The sequence below is a fragment of the Streptomyces sp. NRRL F-2580 genome (assembly GCF_000720115.1).
In the GTDB taxonomy this organism is placed as follows: domain Bacteria; phylum Actinomycetota; class Actinomycetes; order Streptomycetales; family Streptomycetaceae; genus Streptomyces.
The window spans coordinates 13546-31905 of record NZ_JOIR01000048.1 but is presented as its reverse complement, the minus strand read 5'-3'; the positions used below and the strand labels follow the sequence as shown (position 1 = coordinate 31905).

The window sequence follows — 18360 nt, the reverse complement described above, 5'->3', positions numbered from 1 at the left end:
CGCATGTGCTTGCCTCGGCCGGCGGTCCCTTGCCCGGCGGGCCGTACGGGACGCCGCGCTATCCGGCGCTGCGCTTGCCGGGCGGGTCCTGAGGATCCACGCCCGTCGTGGCGGAAGCGTCCTTCGTCCCGCTGGGCCGCTGCGACCGGCCCCGGGAACCCAGGTCGTGCATGCCCTTCTCCCCAGAGCCCTTGCTCTGGTCCTCGCCTCGCTTGCCGTGGCTCTTCACCGGTTTGCCGTGGGGGTTTCCGGCTTCTTCCTTGGAAACGGTCCGGCCGGGGCCCTTTTCCGGGGCGTACTCGTCCGGATGGAAGGAACGGTGAGCGCTCGGGTTGTCCTGCTGACGGGTCTCGTCCACATCCGGCGACCAGCCGTGCTGCTTGGTGCCCTCGTGGCGACTCGGCCCCTCGCCGTGGGCGGGCTGGGACGGCTTCGGCTGCTTGGTCATGGCCTGGCCTGCTGTCTGTCTCGGGGTGGGCGCACTGGTTCAAGCGCCCTACCGCTGGTTCTGCCATCCTCCCACCGTTCGCCCGAGCGGTCGCGTCGGCTCCGGAGGGCCCGGGGCGGGCGGCTGTGGCGCGCCTTGAGGCCGGCCGGTCTTTCGGCAGCATCCGATGCCGGATGTGCTGCGCCTGCCCCTCTGGGGCAGCCGCGCCCTGCTGGGCGTCCTCGCGGTCTGCTGGGCCGAGCGGCACGAAGGGGGCGTCACCGAACGGCGAACGGGCCACTCTGACCGCCGCGGCCGGTTACATCGCGCAGGCGGTGGAGCGCGCCCTCTACCTCGACGAACGCATCTCCGTGGCCCGGCAGCTACAGGAAGCCATGCTCACCGATCTTCCCCTCACCGACCGCGTCGAGATCAGCGCCCTGTACCAGCCTGCCGCGGACAGTGAAGTGACCGGTGGGGACTGGTACGACGCCCACCACCTGCCGTCCGCCTTGCGAGGCGGTGAGCCCGGAGCGCTCATGGTCACGGTGGGCGACATACCGGCCACGACATGCCCGCCGCCACGATCACGCGCCAGATCCGCAGCATGCTGCGGCAGGCCACGCTCGACCACCCGCCGTACAGCGCCGCCACCGCGCTGACCGCCCTCGACGCGGCGTGCTCGGTCCTGCCGATAGACGCCGGCAGCACACTGGTGCATGCCCCCCTCGACCTCGCCGACGGCCGTCCCGGCTGGACGCTGACCTGGTCCAATGCCGGCCACCCGCCGCTGCGTCTCGTAGGCAGGCGCCGCGAGGGCGGACTGCTTGGTCATCGCGGCGAGGTCTGCAGCAGTCACTCGGGGGCCGTTCTCCTGCGCCCAGGCCCGCAGTTTCACGTAGCCCCGGCAGTGGGTTCCAGGTCGAAGACAGGCACCAGTTCAAGCAGGGCCCGAACGTGAGACGCCGGCACCATCTTCGGACTCACCCAGATCTGAGCAATCGCCCGGGCCAGCGGGTACTCCTGGATCATGCGGTTGGCGTCGGACTCGCTCAGGCCGATCTCTTCGCAGTACTGCGGCCAGGTGCAACCCCCATGGCGATACAACCTGCGGTCTCGCACCGCGTGCAGCGCCACTCCCCGCATCCACTGGGCCTGATCCGCATTGGCGAACGCGCGCTCGCAGCGGTCCAGCTCGTCCAGCTCGTCCAGTTCGTCCGCAGAAAGCTCCCCCGATGCATCCACGGCCTCGGTCGACGGCAGGAGGTCCGGCGTGAAGGGCTGCGGACGCTGAGCAACCTGCGTCACCGGTGTAGCGGGCGGTGCGGCCAGCGTGACCGCGGCGCCGCCACTCATCTCGGGCGTGCCCGCGGTCTCGGCTGCCGCAGCGTGTGCCTCCACCTCCCGGGCCTCGCGTGCCTTTCGGCGGCGCTCCTGCTCAACCTCGGGGCTAGGAGAGACCGCGCCGCCGCAGCCCTCGGCCTCGGCCGTCCGGGCCAGGCAGAGGTCCTGGCCCGCCTGCGGGAGGCGGCCACTCGGTTGGCGGGAGACTTCGTTCTGATCTTCACCCCAGAGGGACACCCCTACGAGCCGCTCTTCGCGCCCTGAAACGTGCCGCAGGCTCAAGCCGCGGTGAGACCCGCTGAGGAGGCTGAACCTCAAGGGTTCGCCGATCACGTATGAGTGCCCATAGAACGTGAGGCGTCGGCGGGCGAGGGCGAGGATCGCCTGCTTGTGGCTCTTGCCCTCGGATCGTTTGCGGTCGTAGAAGGTCTTCGAGGTGGGGCAGAAGCGGGCGGCAATCTGGGCGGAGAGGTAAACGACGCGCAGGAGCCGGCGGTGATAGCGGTGTGGTCGGCGCATGTTGCCGCTGATCCGGCCTGAGTCCCGCGGGACCGGTGCGAGGCCGGCGACTCCGGCAAGGCGTCCCGCACTGCCGAAGGCGTCCATGTCCCCGCCGGTCCAGGCGATGAACTCCGCCCCCAACAGCGGGCCCATACCGGGCATGCTGGTGATCACTTGCGCGTCTCGGTGCTCACGGAAGCGGGCCGCGATCTTCAGGTCCATGCCCGCGATCTCTGCGTCGAGTGCCAGCACGGCCTTGGCCAGGGGGCAGACCGCAGCGGCGGCTGTGGTCTCGCCTGCGACGGCTGTGTGCTGGGCCTGTGCCGCGGCGACGGCGGCGTCTGCCGGCCTGGGTGCCGCGTACTTTCCGGTTCCTCAACCAGCTCGACAGCCGGTTCGTACCGATCCGGCGAAGTGCGGCCGGGGTCTGGTATCCGGTCAGCAGGACGAGGGCGCCCTTGGAGGCGGCGTAGTCGAACGCCCGCTCCAGGGCGGGGAAGTACTCCAGCAGCTGGGCTCGAAGTCGGTTGATGGCCCGGGTGCGGTCGGCGGCCAGGTCGTAGCGGCGGGCGGTCAAAATCTTTAGGTCCACCGCGATCTCGTCCCACTCTTGCAGCGGCTGCAGGTCTCGGCGCATCCGGGCCTGGTCGGCGATGGCGTAGGCGTTCTTGGCGTCGGTTTTGCCGTCTCCTCGGTAGCTTCGGGAGGCGTGGTGAACGGTGCGGCCGGGGATGTAGAGAAGCCGTTGGCCGTGACTGGCGAGCAAGGCGATGAGCAGGGCGGCTCCGCCCGCGTTCAGGTCGACTGCCCAGGTCACCGGGTCGTCCAGCCAGTGCGAGGACGTCGCCTATCAGCTCCAAGAGCTCAGCCTCGTTGTTGGGAACCCGGCGCGAGAGAACTTTCGTCCCATCTGTATCGATCACCGTGCAGTGATGCGCGGCCTTGCCGGCATCCGTCCCCGCCCAGAGCTCGGGCACCGAGCCTCCCTTGTCGATCGGTTGACTGGACCCTCCAGACGACCACGCCGACGTGTCCTTACGAAGCGATCTTCGTTCGCTCATCCCAATGAGTGGCCGTGTCGTCGCGGGGCACTGGGCGGCCAATCAGTCAAAGCCACACCTACGGCATGAGCGTTTTCAGCCACACCCAAACCCCCGGGTCTCTCGATCGTACGAAGGACCGGAATCAACCCGCCAACACGGTAAGGAGCGCTTCAGTTGGCGTAGTTCGCCAACTGAAGCGCTCAATCTGTCGGGGTCGCACCTGGGGACGCCGGGCCTGCCTCAGGCGAGCCCTACCAATTCGGCGATCGTCCCACCGAGCACCCGGTCGCGTATCTCGCCCGGGCTGGTGACCCGCTCCACCATCGCCCGGGCCAAGACCGGGTCGCCGTACGGGGCGTCCGAGCCGAACAGGATCCGGTCCGGGATCTCGTTGATGGCCAGCCGGACCGCGAAAACGATGTTGGCGGTGGACAGCTCCAGATACATGTTCGGCGTGCCCCGAACCAGCTCGACAGCCTGCATCCAGTTCAGCCCTCCGAGCTGGCTGACCACCAGCGGAACCTTCGGATACCGGCCGGCGAGCGCCGACAGGGTTACCAGATCGTCCGCCGTGGTCGGGGCGGATCCGTGCACGACCACGGGCAGCCCGCCGTGATCGGACGCCGCCCGGAGCACCGGTTCGATCACCCCTGCCCGTCCGGGCGGCGGCGTCAGCTCGCCGATCCCGTGCAGCCCACGCCCAACGACCTCGCGTTCCACGATCGCGGCAATTTGCTCTGGCTCCAGGTCCAGCGGTACGGATAGGAAGCCGATGAACCGCTCCGGCCATGCGGCGAGTGCGGCGTCCAGTTCCCGCCACGCGTCGCGATACCCCTCGGCCGTGCCGGCCCGACCCCCGATGGCCTCGTCCAGGATCGCCATCTCCCGCCGCAGCGAGGCAAGGTCACCAGCCCGCTCCGGATGTGGGCGGGTGGCGAACAGCACGGCACAGTCCACCCCGGCCTCGTCCAGCACCCCCACATGTGCCTCGACCGGATCGTGGACGTGGCTGTGTGCATCGATGATCAATGACCACTCCATCCTTGATGATCGGCCCGGAATGCGGCCGACCAGTGCACTGTTGCTCCCTGACACGGTGGCAAGGTCAAGCTGGAAGGAGCCGGTCAGTGCTGATCGGTGAGCTGTCACGTCGCACAGGAGTCAGCGAGCGGCTGTTGCGCTACTACGAGCGGATGGAGCTGATCCACTCGGAGCGCCGCACCAACGGCTATCGCGAGTACGACAACCCGACGGTGGAGACGGTGCGGCGCATCCGCGCCCTGCTGGCCGCCGGACTGCCCACCCGCATCATCCGCCAGATCCTGCCCTGCACCTTTGACGAGGCGGCACTGCGCCCCTGCCCCGGCGTCCTCACCAGCCTCCGCGACCAGCTGAACGTCCTCGATCAACGTGCCGCCGACCTGGAGACCGCCCGCCGCCTTCTACGCCAGACGATCACCGCCACCGAGAACGAAGCAAAGTAAGACCGGAGGTCGGGCGCCCCAGTTCCGTGCAGCGCTGAGCTTTCGCAGGTGAGAACCGTAATCACCCCCTCGTCCGCCAACCGAAACGCTTCGGCCCGCCAAGTCGGACGCTCATCCGCCAACTGCGGCGGTCAGTCACATCTGACCGCGCCATAACACCCGTTTGCCGTAGCCGACGGCCCACCCGCGAGCTCAGAACGCCATGAGAGGCCACGTGCGGGCCTCCCAGGTGATCACAGGTCGGATCCCATACCGGGTGCGCCGACTTCGTCGACTGAAGGGCCCATTCTGGGCGTCGCTTTTCGGGTGTTGATCGGCGAATTGCCGGATTGAAGGCCGGAGTGATGTCCTGTCTCATCGAAGATGCACCGGTCTCACTGCTTCACTCCAGCTTGCACTCGGCTAGTAAGCCGGTCTCACGCGTGGCGACCATGGTGCCGAAATCATTTGGTCGGCACGAGGTTGTCGCCACGCCCGTCTCAAGGATCCCAAGCTTGCCTCAGTCATGAGTTCACGGGGTTCTGGCGGCCACGGCCCGTCACACCGTCATCGCTGCTCGAGCGGCGTGGATATTCTCCCGGTGTGAAGATCATTACTGGTGTCGCGGTCGGGGTGGGATTCGGGGCAGCCACCTCGCTCGTCAACGCGCTCTCCTCCGCGTACTCGGCCCTCGGGACCCCCATAGCGGGCACCCTCTGGGCCGGCGCCGCCAAGGTACTCAGCCTGCTGATGGACGCTGGCTGGGCATGGGCCGCGCTCGCGGTGGCAACGGGCTGGCGGGCCAGGACATGGGCCAGAGGCGCGCTGGTCGGCGCTCTGGCGCTGATCTCGGCCACAGCGGCGTACTACGTGACGGACGCCTTTGCCCGAGATGAACCGCTGGCCTGGTACGAGTCGGATCTGGCCCTGTGGTGGGCGGCAAGCGTGCTGTTCGGAACGGTCCTGGGCGTGGTGGGCGCAGTCATCAGGCGCCCTGGGCCAATCGGTTTGCTCGCCGCGTTGACGGTGCCGGTTGGTGCTGCCGTGCAGATGATCTTGATGCCGCCCCGGCCGCACATGACCCTGACCCCGGGAATCGTCCTGGCCGAGGCCATGGTCTGGACGGCCGCAGCGATCGGTGCCGGCTGGGCCGTCTACCGATTCCGGACAGCAAGGCAGGCAACCCGGACCTCATAGCAAACAGCGGGGATACACGTCTTGGTCATGAACGAGCTAACGCCCGTGCTCCTCGAGGTTTCGGCTCCGCGCTGCCGAAACTCGTGAACAATCCGATGCCGCCTCAGTGTTTTGGTGACTCCCGAACCGCTGTCGAAGTGCTGCCCGATCTCCGAACTCAGCAATACGTTTCTTGCCACTGACGGGCCGTTCCCAGCGGTGCCCAACAAACGTTGCTGGCTCCCGGCGACAAAGCCACGCGGCCATCGGCCCGTAGCTGGAGGTGCTGCCCGTCTGGAGTGATGAGGCCGTTCAGCCTCCGGCCGGATAGCTGAACAGGCGGTTGTCGTCGAGCACGAGGCCGGCGTATTCGTTCACGAGAAGCGGTGCGGCCTCGGGCTTGGTGGGCATGTCGGCGCCAGTCCGCGCGTCCAGAACGACAGGGCCGCCTACTCCCCGGCCGTAGACCCGTCAGTGCCACACCGTGGTCACGGTTGGGGAGTGCGGCCCTGGTCGCCGTCCTTGAGCGCCCACAGCAGCTTGCCGGTGGCCGCGTCCACGGCCACGACCGCGAAACCGTGCGTGCACACCAGCGTCTGGCCGCGGTCGTGGGTGCAGCTCATCGCGCGCATCCCCGGCGGCATGGTGGCGCGGGCCTTCCCGCTGGTCACGTCCAGCAGCTGGTCGCCTTTGGCACCCGCCGCAGGGTGGTCACCCGCCGAAACATGGCGGTGAGTTCATCTTCGGACGGCCTCAGCTTCTGCAGCAGCTGCGTCCCAGGCTCAGTTCAAGCGGCGGACTTGGCGGCCATCACCATCCGCCAGGTCTTGCGGCCACCGACGCCTGCGGCCGTCAACGCCATGGCCGTAAAGAAGACAACGAAAATCGAGCTCTTGCAGTTGGCAGCGGTTGCCGCCATCAACACACAGACCACCCAGTCGACCCAGGTCCGCTTCAACACGTCATCAACCGGCTCATCATCCCCTCCTGCCGGGATGATAGGTCACGCTCAAGCCGCAGCCGCCGACGACCAGCTCGACGAACCGGCCGTGTGCAAGCTCCCCCAGTCCTTGGCCAGGCGAGCTGGGCTCCCCCTGCGGGGTCCGCACGGTGTGAAGGGCGACGCCGTCACCCATTCCCTGGCGAAGCCGAACGCGCGCCCGCACAAGGTGCAGCAGTGGGCCGAGCACAAGGACTCCCGCACCACCCAGCTCTACAACCGACGCAAGGAACTGCTCGACGACAGCCCCGGATACAGCCTTGGCGCCGACATCGTTGGCGCCTTGGTTCACGGCCAGGACTGACGTGTCTGTCCCATGTGCACCCATGGGCGCTCATGACGAGCACAGCCCAGTCCGTTCCGGCCTCCCATGCCCTCCTGTACGGCACGGGCGCGCGCCTGTTCGGACCTCGGCGACGAGGGCCGGGCACCTCGACTCCAGGGTGCCCGGCCCTCGTCGTCTGAGCCGTCATCGCAGCTGAGATCGGTCGTAGGCGACCATCACGGCCCCACCCTGATCGTCAGGTGCGGTCGCACATCCGGGTCACGGGGCCGTCACTGTTTGTGTCGATGAGGGCGTCGGAGACCTCGTCTTGGCCGATCTTGTTCCACAGCGCGGTGGGCTTGCCATCGCGCGGGGAGGTTCTCTCGACGCCGAGCTGCACGCCGCCCTGGCCGCTTTCGACGCTGCGGCCGCTCGGCGTGAGGCCCTCGAGGACCTGGACGAAGACGTCCTCGCCGAGGCCGCCGCCGAAGCGCGGGCCTTCGGCGCCGGCCCGGCGGCCGCCGTCGACGAGCTGGTGCGCGGCCTGCTCGGGTAGTTGGCCGACTGGCAGCAGTCGATCGGCGAGCTGGGCCGCGCGCTCACCACGGCAACTGAAGGCCGACCGCTACCCGGCTGGTCCGCCGACGCCGGCCGCACCGAGGACATCGGGTGGCGCCAGGCCCGCACCACGCTGCTCGAGGCCGTCGCACGCCACCACCACGCTCACCTGCTCGCCGCCATCGTCGAGCTCGGCGGCCAGCTGGAGCTCCCAGCTACCCGTAACGGGCGCTTCAGGGGCGCGGTCATCCCAGAAGGCTGCGCGGTCAGCGCCGGCCGCCGCCGATGCGGCGGTCGTCGGCCAGTGCGGTCAGCGGGCCGAACTCGCGGGCAAGCTGGTTCCACGTCAGAACCTCGCCACAGCGGGCCGGGAACTCCTTCGGGTTGAACTCGGGCATGGTCCAGGTGCCAGTGCCCCGGTCCCGCAGCCACAGGTCCCCGTCACCGTCGACCACAGTCGGCGGGACCGGTACGGGCTCGGCCTGATCGGTGGGCTCCCAGGTGACCCGGCCCGGGTGGGAAACGCGGCGCAGCTCGGTGGTGGCCAGCCGCGCGGCCAAGTCACGGGTGGACTCTTCGGCGTCCTTGACCGACTCGAGTCGGAATGCGTCGTCAAGTACGGGCAGGGCTGGATTCTTGCTGCGCTTTGAACTCATACGCTGACTACCTTCGGTGGGGGGCGTCACATCCGTTATGGCACCCCGTAGAGGAACACGGTATCCGAGGCGGGAGCCGGGCCGGCTACGACCACTGTCCAGGTGGAGGGGCTGGCACACCGGGCGGTGGGGCTAGGTGGTGAGCTGGTCCTGGACGTGGCGCAACCCGTGGTGGTAGCGCTCAGATATGGCGGTCCGGGTCTGAGAAGGTGAGGCCGCCGGGGGCGAGCGGACGTCGGGCCGGGGCGGGTGCGGGCTCGGGCTCGGTCTCGCTGGGCGGCTGGCGGAAGTCGGCGCCCTGCTCGACCGGCATCAGCCGGCGCCCACCCGCCTGGGCGGGTACGGGAGCGTCGGAAGCGGGCTCGGAGAAGGCGGGCAGCGAGAGCGGTCGACGGTCGGTCATGATGCCTAGTCTCCCAGGTCCGGCCCTGCGGGTAGGGCCAGGCCGCTATCAGCGGTGATAGTGCTCTAGCCCTGGCCAGCAGGGCCAGGCTGGTTGCAGCCCTCCGAGCTGGCTGACCACCAGCGGAACCGTCGGATACCGGCCGGCGAGCGCTGACAGCGTGCTCAGATCGTCCGCCGTGGTCGGGGCGGATCCGTGCACGACTACGGGCAGCCGACCGTGATCGACCGCCGCCTGGATCACCGGTTCAATCATCCCTGCCCGTCCGGGCGGCGGCGTCAGCTCGCCAACGCTAAGCCGGTGATCATGGACTTTTAGCACAAGCAGTCGGCTTTGTGCCGGAGTTCGATGGAAGATCCCTGACCGGCTGTGGACCTCATTAGCGTCAGGTTCATGCCAGTGGAGTTCTTAACCGACGAGCAGGCGGCCTCGTACGGGAAGTTCAATGAAGAGCCGACCCGGCCGGAGCTGGAGCGGTTCTTCTTCCTCGACGACGAGGACCGCAAGCTGATCGCGAAGCGGCGCGGTGACCACAGCTGGCTCGGGTTCGCGCTCCAGATGTGCACGGTGCGCTCCATCGGCCGGTTCCTCCCCGACGATCCGCTGGACGTTCCGTAGGTGGTGGTCGAGTACCTTGCGGGGCAGCTCGGCATCGAGGACGTCAGTTGCGTGAAGCAGTACACCGAGCGCAAGCCGACGGCGTACGAGCACGCGTGGGAGATTCGGGACGCCTACGCGTACCACGAGTACGACGATGCGCAGTGGGGGCGGAAGTTCCGTACGTTCCTGCACGGCCGCGCGTGGACGCATGCCGAGGGGCCGGTGGCTTTGTTCAATCAGGCGGTGGGTTGGTTGCGCCGTCATCGGGTGCTGCTGCCGGGGGTGTCGGTGCTGGCCCGGAAGGTGTCGGAGGTTCGTACGGTCGCGGAGAAGCGGCTGCACGCCACGGTCGCCAGGGCGGCGCACCGAGCGGACGCGGCGCTGCCCGGTGACCTGGTGGCAACCTGGTGACGCCGGAGGGTGCCCGGTTCTCGGAGTTGGAGCGGCTGCGCCGGCCGCCGACGCGGACGACGGGCACGGCCTTCGCGCGGTCGCTGGAGCGGGTCGATGAGATCGGCGCGTTGGCGAAGCTGTAGCGGCCGAGCAGGTTCAGGTTGCGGTGCTTGCGCGGGGACAGGCGCGCGATGTCCACCCCGGCCGCCGGCGCCCTGCGCCCGCTGCGAGACCCGGAAGCGCCGGAACTCGACGACGACGAGGACGGCACCGGCTGGAGAAGACCGCGAGAGCCCTCTGGCGCGTCCAGGGCGGGCTGCTCGATCGTGGGAAGAAGCGGAGGGCCGGGGAGGCCCGGGTGAGGGAGGGAACGGGCATGGCGCGACCCACGGAAGGCTCCAGGATAAGGAGCCGTTGCTGTTCTCCCGGGCGACGACTCGTGTGAGCTGGGCGGCGCAGTGAGAGGTCCGTGGGGAACGGCGGACGCCCTGCCCCGGCCGCTAAAGATGGCGCTCCGGCATATCGGCCGCCCAGACGATGTGCCGGGGACCGTCCTGGGCAGGCGGGATGCCGGGGAGGACCGCGGGTCGTGCCCCAGAGCGAAAGGAGTGTTCTGTGTTCGAGAACTTCGTCGCCAGGACGGTGGACACCGGCGAGGCATCTATCTTCGTCCGATACGGAGGAAAGGGCCCGCCCCTCCTGTTGTTGCACGGGCATCCCCGCACCTCGGCGACCTGGCACCGGGTCGCGCCCCTCTTGGTCCGGCGCGGCTTCACCGTCGTCTGTCCCGACCTCCGTGGGTACGGGCGCTCCCGCGGCCCCGCGCCCGCCGCCGACCACACACCGCACTCCAAGCGTGCCGTGGCCGGGGACCTGGTCAAGGTCATGCGGGCGCTTGGACACCAGCGCTTCGGGGTCGCGGGTCACGACCGTGGAGCGGCGGTGGCGCTCCGGCTGGTGCTGGACCATCCGTCTGCGGTGACCCGGGTGGCGTTTCTGGACGGCCTGCCTCTGAGCGAGCACCTGGCCCGTGCCGATGCCCGGTTCGCCACTGCGTGGTGGCACTGGTTCTTCTTTGCCCAGCCGGAGACACCCGAGCGTGTCATCAACGCGGACCCCGACGCCTGGTACCGCGGCGACCCCTCGGCGATGGGGCAGGAGAATTATGACGAGTGGCAGACCGCCACAAGGAATCCGGACGTCGTGCGCGCCATGCTGGAGGACTACCGCGCCGGGCTCACTGTGGATCGTCGCCACGAGGAGGAGGACCGGGACCGGGGGGCACGGATCGCGTGTTCAACCCTGGTTCTATGGTCCCTGCGGGACGACTTGGCGGACCTGTACGGCGATCCGCGCGCTATCTGGCGTGACTGGGCCGACGACGTCCGGGGCCAGGGCATCGATGCCGGCCACCATGTGGCCGAGGAAGCTCCCGGTCCGCTCTCCGAGGCCCTGGGTGACTTCTTTACCGCCGGGCTTGGTCCACCGCTTTAACGGTAGGTGTCATCCCACAGCCGAGGCGCTGTCCGAAGGGCTCCGTCGTCGATTTCGGATTCTGTGCGCCACACCCGGCGGCTTCCGCCGGGTGTGGCGCACAGTCACAACCGCGGCCCATGCCAGCGAGTGACTCGCACAAATGGTCGTATCTGCGAGACCCATGTCCCGTCTCAGTCGGCCTGGCCTCAATCAGATGACCTGGTCCGGTTCGCTCGTCGTCCCAGGTGATCTGGTTCCCTGACATTGCGAGCCGTCCGTTCTTGATGAAGAATTGATCGCCGCGAAGGCGGCCGGGACGCGTCCGGCACCTGCCCCCGAAGCTCCGCCGGCGTCGGCGGAGGTCGTCGACCTCATGGCCATGCTGGAAAGGCCCGTCCAAGACGCGAAGGCTACCCGCGGCGAGCCCGCCACCGTGCACCCGATGCCCGCCAACAAGAAGGACAAGACGGTGAAGACAGCCGGCGCGGCCGCCGCGAAGAACACGACGGCGAAGAAGGCGACAGCGAAGAGCAAGCCGCGCCGCACCGCCTGAACCGGCCGCCGGGCGATCGGGCGCCCCGTTCACTGGTGACACGGTTCCTCCAGCCGTTGCCGACCCCGCAGCCGTCCTGACCTGGGATTTCACGGAACTTCGGCCAGAGCCATTTTCAAGAAGCGTCATCGCCATCGCGCGGCATAGCGTGCACCGGAAGTACGTCACCGCGACGGAGGCCCCCAGGGCCGGTTGCGCCAGAGAACCGGATGGTCCTCGACCGGTACGGCGACTACGTCGTGGTGTTCGACGCCGACACCGACACGGTGCCCGTCTTCACCGCGCAGGGACAGTGGGCCGGCATGGCGGACAACCCCGACACCATCACCACCCTGATCGACATCCCTGCTCGCCCGCCACGGTGACCGTCCGCTGCCCGAACCGCTCCCCCGGATCAGCGACGGGCGGGCGGACCCGGCCGCCGGAGACGACGTCGCCGTGCTGGCGCTGCGCGTTCCCTGACGACGCTGCCCGGGGACAAATGGAATGTCCTCCGCAGTGGCTTGACGGTTTCCCGATCGGGGTAGGCGCCAGCCGTGTCCGGCGACTTTCATCGGGCGCGGATCCAAGGAGAATTCCATGATTCTCATCCTCGGGCTCATCCTTCTGATCGCCGCCCTCGTCGTCGGGTTGGCCGGGCTATTCGGCAATACCGGCGCGGGGCACGAGCTCGGCGTCGGCGGCGATTTCTCGATTTTTGGCTACCACGCGACCGGTTCGACCGGGTCCCTCTTTCTGAGCGGGATCATCGTGGGAGCCGTAGCACTCTTGGGTCTGACTCTGGTCATGATCGGCGTCCGTCGTTCGGCCCGTCGCTCGGCGCGGGCCCGACGCGAAGCCGGCACATCACGCCGTGAGGCCGCCGTCGTCGACCGCGAGCGGGGACGCGACGATCTGATCGAGGAACGCGACGACGCCCGCGCCGACACGGGCGCTCCGGTGGCCGAGACCCCTCGCCGTCGGGGCCACTGGTTCGGCCACCGAACCGCTCCGCGCTGAATGCGGCCCCCGCGGGCAACCCCCTGACCCGGCCAGGAGGGGGTTGCCCGGCTCCCCTACTCCTCACGCACGGGGCCGGCGGCCGGCTCACCGGCTCACACCCGGGGCCCCTGGTCGTCGGCGTTGCCGTCCGGTGTCTGCCACGAGTCCTCGCGGCCCCTGGCCACGGGATTCTGCTCGCCCGGCCGGGCGGGTGCCCGGCGACGCGCGCTGCGCCGGCTGCCGTACCAGAACGCGCCGATCAAAAGGACGACGACCACCACGCCGGCGAGCATGAGGAAGAGCGCTCCTTGGCCTTCGGCCGCAAGAATTTCGGTAGGAATCATGACGGTCGCCTACCCGGAATCGGCGGGCGTACGAGATTTTCCCTACCGGAATCCCGGCACTTCGGGGTGGCCGTCCGAAGCGGCGCGGGAGGGGTCCCGCCTCGCGGGCGGCCCGCCCGGGAGCGGGCCCGGGGCGCGGGCCCGCGGCGCGGGCGGTCAGCCCGGCCAGGTGCCCGTCACGCGACGGGTGGCCACGGCGCCCGAGCGGTCGACCGCGGCCTTGACCACGGCGAAGATGGCGCCCTGGATGGCGGCGGCGATCAGGATCTGCTTCCAGGAGCGGCCCTCGTCCGTGGCGCTCGGAGCGTCGCCCTCGCCTTCGACGATCTTCCACACCTGCTTGAACACGGCCCCCGCGATCATGCCGCTGGCGGCGCCGAGGGCCAGCCCGACGGGCTTGTAGGCGACCTTGGACGCTTTCATCGGCTTCGACGGCTGCGCCGCACCATCAGGAAGACGAGCAGCGCGGCGCCGGCCACGAGCAGCGGCGTGCGGTTGGCGCGTGCCACCCTCGCGGCCCGACCCGCCTTGTCCAGAACCTGCTCGGGCACCGTGTCGTTCACCAGCTGCGCCGCATGCATGGCCTGCGCACGGATCTGGCCGGCGACCACAGCGGTCTTTTCGGCGGCCTGCTGCTTGACCGCAGCCGCCTTTCCCTTCGCCTGTGCCTTGACATCGGCTTTGCCCGCCAGTGCCTCGATGGTCTGTCCGAGTTCGTCGCGGGTGCGCTCGACCTGCTCACGCAGCTCGTCGGGCGTAGGCGTGCCGACAGTGGTTCGGGGTTCGTTGCTCATCGGTGCGCTCTCTCCTTGATCTCGGCCAGGTCGGCCTTGACGCTGTCGATGGTCTGCTCCGGGACGGGGGCGCCGGCCTCGACGATCTGCTTCTTCCCGGCCATGGCGGTCACTGCGGCGATCACCGCCAGCACCGCCGTGACGATCAGGGCCGACGCCCACACCGGGAGTACCAGCGCGAGGGCTGCGATGCAGGTCGCCACCAGGGCCTGAGCTGCCAGGATTCCGAGCAGGCCCGCCGCGCCGAAGAGACCGCCGCCCTTCCCGAAGCGTTTCCCCTTCTGGGTCATTTCCGCCCGGGCCAGCTGCATCTCCTCGCGGACCAGCTCCGATATCTGCTGGGAAGCTCGCGAGACCAGCACGCTCACGGATTCATCGGTGCTGTGGGTCTGCCGCTCTATCGTGCTCATGCGGAGTGTCCCCCTTTACAATGCGCACGCGGTTGTCGTGGCGCGCCTACCCGGTAAACGGCCGAGCACCCATGCCGCGAGCAGAGGCTTGCGCACCGGGCAGCGCGGTCCTGTGCCGTCACCGCTCCATGCGGCGGCGGTCCTGGTCGCTCCAGGCGCGCGTTTCGCGGGGCTGGACATAGGGCTCCTCGTCTTCGGGCATCCCTCCGGCGATCGCCCGCCGACGGGCCAGTTCCGCGTCGAACTCGAGTCCGAGGAGGATCGCGAGGTTGGTGATCCACAGCCAGACCAGGAAGACGATCACACCGGCGACCGTGCCGTAGGTCTTGTTGTAGGAGGCGAAGTTCGCGACGTAGAACGCGAATCCGGCCGAGGCGACCATCCAGATCAGCAGGGCCAGGAAGCTGCCGGGCGTCACCCACCTGAATCCACGGCCCTTGGCGTTCGGCGCCGCCCAGTACAGCAGCGCGATCATGATCGTGACGAGGAGCACCAGGACCGGCCACTTCGCGATCGACCACGCCGTCAGGGCGCTGTCGCCGAGCCCCAGGGCGGTGCCCGCACGCCGGGCCAGGCCGCCGGTGAAGACGACGATCAGGCCGCCGGCGCAGGCGAGGACCATCAGTGTGACGGTGAGTGCCAGGCGCAGGGGCAGCACCTTCCACACCGGACGGCCCTCGGGGACGTCGTAGACGGCGTTCGCGGAGCGGATGAACGCGGCCACGTAGCCGGAGGCGGACCAGAGCGCCACGACGAGGCCGACGATCGCCATCAGCGACCCGACCCCGCTGCGACCCTGCAGCTGCTCGACCGCGTCTCTGATCACGTCCCGGGCGGAGCCGGGCGTCAGCTGCTGCACGTTGTCCAACAGCCGCGCGGTCGTCGACTCCCCGGCCAGGCCCAGCAGGGACACGAGGACCAGGAGTGCGGGGAAGAGCGCCAGCACCCCGTAGTAGGTCAAGGCGGCGGCGCGATCAGCCAGCTCGTCGTTGCGGAACTCCTTGACCGTGCCGCGCAGGACTGCTTTCCAGGAGCGTGCGGACAGGTCGGAAGGCTGGTCCGGGGCCCTCTCCTCGACCAGCTCGCTCGGGCCCGCGGGGGAGTCCCGCCCGGTGTCGGCACGATCACGGTCGCTGCCTTGAGCTCGGTTCGGTAGAGGTGTCATACCCGGCGGCTTTCCACCGCAGCGCCACTCATGCCCGTACCCCGGATCCGGTTTTTCCAGAGCCGGACGTTGCGGCGGAAGGAGCGGTAGAGGAAGCCCGACGCCGTCGCCATTAGGCCTGCGCCGCCACCCCGATGTCATGCGCGCCTACGGACCGCTCGCGATCCTGCCGTCGGTCGCTGGAGGCCCTTCGTGCGCTCACCCGGCCAGGTGTCCGATCCAGGAGGCAGGGACGCGCTTGCGCGATTTCCGCACCCGCGCTACGGGGCCAGGGGGATGAATCGCATCCCTTACGACATCAAAGAGAGGTGGGCGGGTAGCCGGACCCCATGGACCTCAACGATCACACTCCGCTCCGTGCTGTCGCGCTCGTCTGCACCCTCTCACCCTCGCCCGCGCCGTCAAGTTCCCAGCTGCTGGCCGAGCAGACGATGGCTGCCCTCGCCGAGCACGGACGGCAAGGCCGCCGCGGTCTGCGTCGTCGGCAACGAGGACGGCGCACACAAGGTCAGCGCCGACCTCTTCCAGGGCCTGAACGACGTCGGCTTCTCCCTCGCCCCCAACGCCGTCACCTACTGGGTCGGCGAAGCCATGCAGGACACCGACTACCAGGACCTCGACAAGACCCCCGAGAAGACCGCCGCCACCACGGCCACCTTGGCGGCGAACACCGCCCACCTCGCCCGCCGCCTCAAGGCAGCCCCTTACCCGGCGAGCTGACCTGCGGCCATCGGATACCTGGCGACCCCAAGGAGAACGATCATGACGAAGCAGCAGTCAACAGCCGACACCGCCAAGAACGAGCTGCCGGGTAAGCCCGGCCCGGAGTCTCCGCCTCTGAGCGAGCCGACGGAGCCCACGGAACCCCTTCCCCCCAAGCCCGACCAGGACGGACCCGAGACGGTGGGGCCGACCGGGCAGGCGACGGGAGCGGAGCAGGCGCGCGTGGCGCAGAGCGGTGCGTACCTGACGACTGCCCAAGGCACACGTCTGCCCGATACCGATCACTCCCTGAAGGCCGGACCGCGCGGCCCCGTCCTGCTCCAGGACCATCATCTGCGGGAGAGGATCACACACTTCGACCACGAGCGGATCCCGGAGCGGGTGGTCCACGCGCGGGGCGCTGCCGCGCACGGTGTCTTCCAGGGGTACGGCACGGCCGGTGACATCATCCACGCCGGCAAGCCGCATCCGGACCGCGAGATCCCGCAGGCCCAGAGCGCGCACGACACGTTCTGGGACTTCGTCTCCCTGCACACCGAAGCGACCCACCACACCCTGTGGAACATGTCCGACCGGGGCATCCCACGCTCCTACCGGATGATGGAAGGCTTCGGAGTCCACACCTTCCGCCTGGTCAACGCGGCCGACGAGAGCGTGCTCGTAAAGTTCCACTGGAAGCCGAAGCTCGGCGTGCACTCCCTCGTCTGGGAGGAAGCACAACTGATCAACGGCATGGACCCCGACTTCCACCGCCGCGACCTCTTCGACGCCATCGAATCCGGCGCGTTCCCGCAGTGGGAGCTGGGCATCCAGGTCTTCCCCGACACCCCGGAGCAGACCTTCGAGGGCATCGACCTCCTGGACCCCACCAAGATCGTGCCCGAGGAACTCTCACCCGTTCAGCCGATCGGTCTCATGACCCTGAACGCGAACACCAAGAACTACTTCGCCGAGACCGAGCAGGTCGCCTTCCACCCCGGCCACCTGGTCCCCGGCATCGACGTCACCGACGACCCGCTGCTCGCCGGCCGGCTCTTCTCCTACCTCGATACGCAGATCAGCCGGCTCGGCGGCCCCAACTTCGGCCAGATCCCCATCAACCGGCCCCACACCCCCGTCAACGACATGCTCCGCGACGGCATGCACCAGACCGCCGTCCACACCGGCGTCGCCCCCTACCACCCCAACAGCCTCGACGGCGGATGCCCCTTCCTCGCCGGAGCCGACACGGCCGCCTTCACCGAAACGCCCGTGAAGGTTCCGGCGGCGAGCAAGGTCCGCGAGGCCCCCGCCTCGTTCTCGGACCACTTCACCCAACCGCGGCTCTTCTGGCTCAGCATGACCCCGCCCGAACGCGAACACATCATCGCCGCCTACACCTTCGAACTGAACAAGTGCTACGAGCAAGCCATCAAGGAACGCACCCTCCAGGTCCTCGCGAACATCGACCCGCAGCTGTGCGAACAGGTCGCCACCGGCCTCGGCCTCCCCGCCCCCGCGGCCACCGAGCCGCTCGCCGAGCCCAACCCCAGCCCCGCCCTCTCCCAGACGGGCAGGACCTGGCCGACCGACGGCCGCGTCATCGGCATCATCGCCGACCCCGCCTGCGACCTGGACGGCGTACGTGACGCCCGCCAAGCCATCCTCGACACCGGCATGATGCCCCTCGTCATCGCCCCCACCGGCGGCACCCTCCACCCCGACGGCGGCGACCCGATCACCATCCAGCGGACCTTCACCACCGCCCGCTCCGTCGAGTTCGACGCCCTCCTCCTGGCCGGAGTACCCCAGGCGGGCGCAGATGCCTACGGCGCCCGCGACGCCAAGGCCGGCACCGCCCAGCCCCCGCAAGCCCCCGACCCGCGCGTCCTGCTGCTCGTCACCGAGGCGCACCGGCACGGCAAGGCCATCGGCGGCTGGAACGGCGCGGAGCGGCTCCTGGAATCCGCCGGCATCACGGCACACGAACCGGGCATCGCCGTCGCCGACAGCGGCAGCGCGGTCGTGGCCGCGCTCGCGTCGGCGCTGGCCGAGCACCGAGCCTGGGACCGCTTCCCCGCCGCCCTCTGATCAGTGCGTCAGCGT

General features: G+C 69.1%; 21 protein-coding genes and 3 pseudogenes. 12 read left to right on the top strand and 12 right to left on the bottom strand.

The window, feature by feature from the left end:
* Window positions 1-58: 58 nt before the first annotated feature.
* Window positions 59-448 (bottom strand): hypothetical protein, encoded by a 390-nt coding sequence (locus IF88_RS0135015; protein ID WP_030722073.1) that lies wholly within the window; start codon window positions 446-448, stop codon window positions 59-61.
* Window positions 449-998: 550 nt separating this feature from the next.
* Between IF88_RS0135015 and IF88_RS44605 the strand changes: the two genes are divergently transcribed.
* A complete protein-coding gene (locus tag IF88_RS44605) occupies window positions 999-1388 on the top strand; it encodes a SpoIIE family protein phosphatase (RefSeq protein WP_078893329.1) in 390 nt (129 codons plus the stop codon).
* Here the strand turns inward: IF88_RS44605 and IF88_RS44600 are convergent.
* From IF88_RS44600 to IF88_RS0135000, 3 genes and pseudogenes are all read right to left on the bottom strand, one after another.
* Complete coding sequence (locus tag IF88_RS44600; protein WP_030722070.1) at window positions 1322-2008, bottom strand: hypothetical protein; 687 nt, start codon at window positions 2006-2008, stop codon at window positions 1322-1324. The genes IF88_RS44605 and IF88_RS44600 overlap by 67 nt on opposite strands.
* 64 nt (window positions 2009-2072) lie before the next feature.
* Window positions 2073-3249, bottom strand: a pseudogene (locus IF88_RS44595) (IS110 family transposase); the annotation flags it as partial.
* Between the two features lie 306 nt (window positions 3250-3555).
* Window positions 3556-4344: an amidohydrolase family protein gene (locus IF88_RS0135000; protein WP_030722067.1), complete on the bottom strand. Its 789-nt coding sequence runs from the start codon at window positions 4342-4344 to the stop codon at window positions 3556-3558.
* A 98-nt stretch (window positions 4345-4442) separates the two neighbouring features.
* Between IF88_RS0135000 and IF88_RS0134995 the strand changes: the two genes are divergently transcribed.
* Window positions 4443-4799, top strand: coding sequence for a MerR family transcriptional regulator (locus IF88_RS0134995; RefSeq protein WP_030722064.1), 357 nt, complete (start codon window positions 4443-4445; stop codon window positions 4797-4799).
* 582 nt (window positions 4800-5381) lie between these two features.
* Window positions 5382-5975 (top strand): hypothetical protein, encoded by a 594-nt coding sequence (locus IF88_RS0134990; RefSeq protein WP_051838105.1) that lies wholly within the window; start codon window positions 5382-5384, stop codon window positions 5973-5975.
* 467 nt (window positions 5976-6442) lie between these two features.
* On the opposite strand, the gene IF88_RS0134980 is transcribed toward IF88_RS0134990, so the two are convergent.
* Window positions 6443-6625 carry a hypothetical protein gene (locus IF88_RS0134980; RefSeq protein WP_030722058.1) on the bottom strand — a complete coding sequence of 61 codons (183 nt, stop codon included), beginning with the start codon at window positions 6623-6625 and terminating at the stop codon, window positions 6443-6445.
* Window positions 6626-6754: 129 nt separating this feature from the next.
* Here IF88_RS0134980 and IF88_RS48625 point away from each other — a divergent pair, with 129 nt between their 5' ends.
* A complete protein-coding gene (locus IF88_RS48625; RefSeq protein ID WP_234323807.1) occupies window positions 6755-7258 on the top strand; it encodes a hypothetical protein in 504 nt (167 codons plus the stop codon).
* A 289-nt stretch (window positions 7259-7547) separates the two neighbouring features.
* Complete coding sequence (locus IF88_RS0134965) at window positions 7548-7775, top strand: hypothetical protein (protein WP_030722052.1); 228 nt, start codon at window positions 7548-7550, stop codon at window positions 7773-7775.
* A 268-nt stretch (window positions 7776-8043) separates the two neighbouring features.
* Here the strand turns inward: IF88_RS0134965 and IF88_RS0134960 are convergent, their stop codons facing one another.
* Both IF88_RS0134960 and IF88_RS0134955 read right to left on the bottom strand, forming a co-directional pair.
* Window positions 8044-8433 carry a hypothetical protein gene (locus tag IF88_RS0134960; protein WP_030722049.1) on the bottom strand — a complete coding sequence of 130 codons (390 nt, stop codon included), beginning with the start codon at window positions 8431-8433 and terminating at the stop codon, window positions 8044-8046.
* A gap of 181 nt (window positions 8434-8614) precedes the next feature.
* Window positions 8615-8836 (bottom strand): hypothetical protein, encoded by a 222-nt coding sequence (locus IF88_RS0134955; RefSeq protein ID WP_030722046.1) that lies wholly within the window; start codon window positions 8834-8836, stop codon window positions 8615-8617.
* Between the two features lie 393 nt (window positions 8837-9229).
* On the opposite strand from IF88_RS0134955, the pseudogene IF88_RS48620 reads away from it, so the two are divergent.
* The 5 genes and pseudogenes from IF88_RS48620 to IF88_RS0134925 all read left to right on the top strand — a co-directional run.
* Window positions 9230-9957: pseudogene (locus IF88_RS48620) on the top strand (DUF4158 domain-containing protein); the annotation flags it as partial.
* Window positions 9958-10444: 487 nt separating this feature from the next.
* Window positions 10445-11323, top strand: a complete 879-nt coding sequence (locus tag IF88_RS0134940; RefSeq protein ID WP_030722044.1) for an alpha/beta fold hydrolase — start codon at window positions 10445-10447, stop codon at window positions 11321-11323.
* A gap of 355 nt (window positions 11324-11678) precedes the next feature.
* Window positions 11679-11858, top strand: coding sequence for a hypothetical protein (locus tag IF88_RS0134935; RefSeq protein ID WP_158754766.1), 180 nt, complete (start codon window positions 11679-11681; stop codon window positions 11856-11858).
* Between the two features lie 209 nt (window positions 11859-12067).
* Window positions 12068-12223, top strand: a complete 156-nt coding sequence (locus IF88_RS46935) for a hypothetical protein (RefSeq protein WP_158754764.1) — start codon at window positions 12068-12070, stop codon at window positions 12221-12223.
* 214 nt (window positions 12224-12437) lie between these two features.
* Complete coding sequence (locus IF88_RS0134925) at window positions 12438-12857, top strand: hypothetical protein (RefSeq protein WP_051838103.1); 420 nt, start codon at window positions 12438-12440, stop codon at window positions 12855-12857.
* Window positions 12858-12952: 95 nt separating this feature from the next.
* Here the strand turns inward: IF88_RS0134925 and IF88_RS0134920 are convergent, their stop codons facing one another.
* The 5 genes from IF88_RS0134920 to IF88_RS0134900 form a co-directional block, all read right to left on the bottom strand.
* Complete coding sequence (locus IF88_RS0134920) at window positions 12953-13183, bottom strand: DUF6479 family protein (RefSeq protein ID WP_030722037.1); 231 nt, start codon at window positions 13181-13183, stop codon at window positions 12953-12955.
* 156 nt (window positions 13184-13339) lie between these two features.
* Window positions 13340-13606, bottom strand: coding sequence for a DUF4235 domain-containing protein (locus IF88_RS0134915; RefSeq protein WP_030722034.1), 267 nt, complete (start codon window positions 13604-13606; stop codon window positions 13340-13342).
* Window positions 13603-13977: a DUF3618 domain-containing protein gene (locus IF88_RS0134910; RefSeq protein WP_030722031.1), complete on the bottom strand. Its 375-nt coding sequence runs from the start codon at window positions 13975-13977 to the stop codon at window positions 13603-13605. Before IF88_RS0134910 ends, IF88_RS0134915 begins: the two co-directional genes overlap by 4 nt.
* Complete coding sequence (locus IF88_RS0134905) at window positions 13974-14387, bottom strand: phage holin family protein (protein ID WP_030722028.1); 414 nt, start codon at window positions 14385-14387, stop codon at window positions 13974-13976. Before IF88_RS0134905 ends, IF88_RS0134910 begins: the two co-directional genes overlap by 4 nt.
* A 118-nt stretch (window positions 14388-14505) precedes the next feature.
* Window positions 14506-15552, bottom strand: a complete 1047-nt coding sequence (locus IF88_RS0134900; RefSeq protein ID WP_030722025.1) for a YihY/virulence factor BrkB family protein — start codon at window positions 15550-15552, stop codon at window positions 14506-14508.
* Window positions 15553-15881: 329 nt separating this feature from the next.
* Here IF88_RS0134900 and IF88_RS41350 point away from each other — a divergent pair.
* Window positions 15882-16272: pseudogene (locus IF88_RS41350) on the top strand (hypothetical protein).
* A gap of 42 nt (window positions 16273-16314) precedes the next feature.
* Window positions 16315-18345, top strand: coding sequence for a catalase (locus tag IF88_RS0134890; RefSeq protein ID WP_030722022.1), 2031 nt, complete (start codon window positions 16315-16317; stop codon window positions 18343-18345).
* Window positions 18346-18360: the final 15 nt, after the last annotated feature.